This window comes from Chloroflexota bacterium (assembly GCA_020850535.1).
Taxonomy (GTDB): Bacteria; Chloroflexota; UBA6077; order UBA6077; family JACCZL01; genus JADZEM01.
The window spans coordinates 1-4,031 of sequence record JADZEM010000133.1 but is presented as its reverse complement, the minus strand read 5'-3'; the positions used below and the strand labels follow the sequence as shown (position 1 = coordinate 4,031).

General features: G+C 69.5%; 3 protein-coding genes. 2 read left to right on the top strand and 1 reads right to left on the bottom strand.

Annotated elements, in window-relative coordinates:
• Window positions 1–320, top strand: a 320-nt coding sequence (locus IT306_19280; protein MCC7370572.1) for an ISAzo13 family transposase, incomplete at its 5' end; no start/stop codon positions are given.
• Between the two features lie 76 nt (window positions 321–396).
• Here IT306_19280 and IT306_19275 read toward each other — a convergent pair.
• Window positions 397–2,187, bottom strand: coding sequence for a glycosyltransferase family 39 protein (locus tag IT306_19275; GenBank protein ID MCC7370571.1), 1,791 nt, complete (start codon window positions 2,185–2,187; stop codon window positions 397–399).
• 128 nt (window positions 2,188–2,315) lie between these two features.
• Between IT306_19275 and IT306_19270 the strand changes: the two genes are divergently transcribed.
• The gene (locus IT306_19270) at window positions 2,316–3,635 is read left to right on the top strand and encodes an HlyC/CorC family transporter (GenBank protein MCC7370570.1); all 1,320 of its coding nucleotides are present in this window, start codon (window positions 2,316–2,318) and stop codon (window positions 3,633–3,635) included.
• Window positions 3,636–4,031 lie beyond the last annotated feature (396 nt).

The window sequence follows — 4,031 nt, the reverse complement described above, 5'->3', positions numbered from 1 at the left end:
TGGAGCTGCGCGTCTGCCATCTGCCACCCGGCACCAGCAAGTGGAACAAGATCGAGCATCGCCTGTTCTCGTACATCACCCAGAACTGGCGCGGCAAGCCACTGGTCAGCTACGCCGCGATCGTGAGTCTGATCGCGGCCACGACGACGCGCAGCGGCTTGACGGTCCAGTGTGAGCTCGATACCGACACCTACCCGACCGGACGCAAGGTCACCGATGCCGAGTTCGCCAGCATCAACCTCGAACGGCACCCCTTCCACGGTGACTGGAACTACCGGATCCGACCACATTCTCGCACGGCTGGCACCGTTATTTCGTGACAGACCCAAAGGATCGGTAAAGCCCGTCGCAGGAGCGCGTGTGGCGGCGCGGTTCGTACGGGGCGCGGGCCTGCCGTCAGTTCTCGTCGCCCTCGTTCGGCTCGTCCACCGGGACCGGGGCAGGGACGGCCGGGCGCGGCCCTCTGCGCGGCAGGTGGTAGACCCAGGCGTACTCCAGCCCGTTCACCCTCGCCGCGAAGACCGGCTCGCCGACGGCCTGGGCATAGACGACTTCCGGCGAGATCTGTCGGCGCTGCACGGCGTTCAGGTACAGCACCAGATAGTCTGGTGTCGGGAGGTTCGCGATGCCGCGCATGTAGGGGGCAATCGGGACCGTCTCGCCAACGAAGCGCGGTCGCACGACGTGGTGGTAGCTCGTGACGACCACCAGCCGTTCGGCCCCGGGCAGGCTGTTGAGGTACGCGCCGACCTGCTCCAGGCCCTCGCCCCAGCCCATCATGATCAGGTCGCGGGCCCGCTCCGGGCCGCCGGCCATCGGGTTGTAGTAGGCGATGGGGTAGGGCCAGACGCGCACCAGCAGCCCGAGCTGAACTGACGCCACCAGCACGCCGACGCCGGCCAGGGCCACGCCCTCGCGCAGGACGCCCACCGGCCAGCCCCGCCGGCAGGGGACAGTGCGGCCCCAGACCAGGCGCGCCGCCCGCCACAGTCCGACCCCGGCCACCACGTCGAACAGCAGCAGGACGGGCAGCAGGTAGCGGTCGAACTTCTTCGAGGCCAGCGACATCATCAGCACGAACAGCGCCGCGAAGAGCAACGCCCAGCAGATCGCGCGGCGGTTCTCGCCGGGGCGGGCCTGAAAGACCAGCAACGCAAGGCCGAGCGCCGCCAGCGGGCTCATGCGGAGGGGTGCCGCGACGAGATAGTAGAACAGGCCAGGATCGTCGAGGACCGGCTGCCCGAGGAAGAAGTTCCCGTTGTGCGGCTGCAGCCCGACCTCCCTGACGAACGTGACCAGCTGCCACACACGCCCCGGCAGATCGACCCACAGGGCCGGAAAGAGCAGGAGGTACGCGAGCGCCGCCACCGCGCCCCAGGCCAGGACCGGCCACAGCCCGCCGAGGGCCGCTCCGGCGGCCGGGCGGCCATCTCGCCACGCGCTGATCGCCGCCCACAGTCCGAGCAGCCCCACGAACAGCGGGAGGATGCCCGCGGGCGCTTTCGTCAGCAGCGCCAGCCCGCCACCTACCGCCGACAGCGCCAGGTACGGCCACCGGCGCGACGCGGTGAAGAACACGAGGCCCGCGAGCAGCGACACGAGCATCAGCGGGGCCAGCAGGGCATCCACGTGCAGCAGCCGCGTCATGCCGATGGCGTACGGGTCCAGCGCCAGCACCGTCCCGCCGAGCAGGGCCGCCCCACCCCCAAACAGCCGCCAGCAGAGCAGGACCGCCATCGTCACCAGCAATGCGGTTGCCGCCGCGACGCCGCGCCGGGCGTCCGAGACCGCCGCGAGATAGGTCGGCGCACGCTGGAGCGTCTCGTAGCGGGCGAGCCGCTCCGGGAACAGCGGCGTCAGCCCCTCTGACCCGATGCCCAGCGTGGCCGCCCACATCACCGTGACGCCCGGGTGCCCCGCCCGAAAGGTGCTGCCCCAGTCGCCGCGAGAGAGCGCCGCCGCGAACCGCACCGAACGCTGCATCCAGTAGCCCTCGTCCGTGGTGAGGACGAGGTCCAGCCCCCACAGGCGCAGCGTGAGCGACACCATGAAGACGGCCAGCCCGAGCAACGCCGGCAGCGCGGCCCGCCGCCCCCGCGCCCCGAGCGTCAACGGCACAGATGGTGCGCTGTCAGGGGCGGGCGGGCCGGCGGCTGGGTCGTGGACGGGGCGTGTATCGACGCGCATCTACGGTCAGTGTGCACCAGGAATCGGCCATGCAAACGCCGTTGGAAGGATCGCCTCATTCTGCTTAATCCTGGTGTCAGGTTGATCTGGCATCATGACTATTCGATGACAATTGCTGGCCCTGACGCATGAACGAGATCGGGCGGGACGCCTTCCTGATCCTGCTCCTGATTGCCCTCAACGGCGTGCTGGCGATGTCCGAGATCGCCGTCGTCTCCGCGCGCAAGGCCCGCCTGCGCCAGCGAGCGGAAGACGGGGACGCCGGCGCGGCCACGGCGCTCCAACTGTCGGACGAGCCGACCCGCTTCCTCTCGACGGTGCAGATCGGGATCACCCTGGTGGGCATCTTCGCCGGCGCATTCGGCGGCGCGACCATCGCCGAGAAGATCGGCGATCTGCTGTCCGACGTGCCGGCGCTGGCCGCCTACGGCGACGCGATCGGGCTGGCCGTGGTCGTCGCCACGATCACCTACCTCTCGCTGATCCTGGGCGAGCTGGTGCCGAAGCGCATCGGCCTGAACCACGCCGAGCGCGTCGCCGTGGTCATGTCCCGCCCGATGCTCTGGCTCTCGCATGCGGCCGGCCCGCTGGTGACCCTGCTCACGCTCTCGACGGACGCGGTGCTGCGCCTGATCCAGCTGCGGCCGTCCGCCGACGCCGGCGTGACCGAGGACGAGGTCAAATTCATGCTGGCCGAGGGCGCTGAGACCGGCGTGTTCGAGGAGGCCGAGCGGGAGATCGTCGAGAGCGTCTTCGAGCTGACAGATCGGCGCGTCGCTGAGCTGATGGTGCCACGCCCGCGCATGGTCTGGCTCGACCTGGAAGACCCGCCGGAGACCAACTGGCAGGTGATCGCCAGCAGCAGCTACAGCCACTATCCCGTCGCCCGAGGCGACCTCGATCAGCTCGTTGGGCTGGTGGCGAGCAAGCAGTTGCTGGGGGCCTTCCTGGCCGGCGGGCAGCCCGACCTCGAAGCGATGGTGGTGCAGCCGACCTTCGTGCCCGAGACGATGACGGCGCTGCGCCTGCTCGATCAGCTCAAGACGGCCCATCCGCGCGTCGCGGTGGTGGTGGACGAGCACGGGATCATCGCCGGGCTGGTCACGCCGACGGACATCCTCGAAGCGATTGTGGGGGAGCTGCCCGAGCCGGGCGACGCCCCAGACCCTGCGGCGGTCCAGCGCGAGGACGGCACCTGGCTGGTGGACGGCCTGTTGCTGGTGGACGAGCTTGACGAGCTGTTCGGCGTTGGGGAGCTGTCTGACGACGAGCGCGGGGCGTTCCGGACCGTCGGCGGGCTGGTGATGCGCGAGCTGAATCGCGTGCCGAGCGCCGGCGACACCATCGTCTGGCGGGGCCTGCGGGTGGAAGTCATCGACATGGATGGCCGGCGGGTGGACAAGGTGCTGATCTCGCCGCCCGCCACCCCTGGACCGCCAGAGCCGTAAGGCTGGCCGTGCTGCAGTCCTGGCTTTCTCGTGCCCGTGGCGATGCTGCGGCCCCGGCTGTGATGAGATCGTCATGAACGGCGTCCAGGCCGGATCGGGCTGACCAGGGAAGCCAGGGCGATGGCATGTTCATTGGTGTCCCCGAAGCATCATGGAACGGGCGGTCGGGGACTGAAGTCCCCGCCTACACTCATTCAGTCGCTGCGCGACGGCCGTCGGGAACGGCAGGCACTGGTGCGACTGGCGCGTCGCGCAGCGACTGCAGGATCGTAGGCGGGGCTTTCAAGCCCCGACGCGGCCGCACGACGCGCTCAACATACGATTGCACTGGTAGCAGCATCAGGGCGATGGCATGTTCATTGGTGTCCCCGAAGCATCATGGAACGGGCGGTCGGG

What these genes read in the sequence shown, in the direction of transcription:
- IT306_19275 (MCC7370571.1), bottom strand. Translation starts at nt 2,187, where the DNA reads ATGCGCGTCGATACACGCCCCGTCCACGACCCAGCCGCCGGCCCGCCC.
- IT306_19270 (MCC7370570.1), top strand. Translation starts at nt 2,316, where the DNA reads ATGAACGAGATCGGGCGGGACGCCTTCCTGATCCTGCTCCTGATTGCC.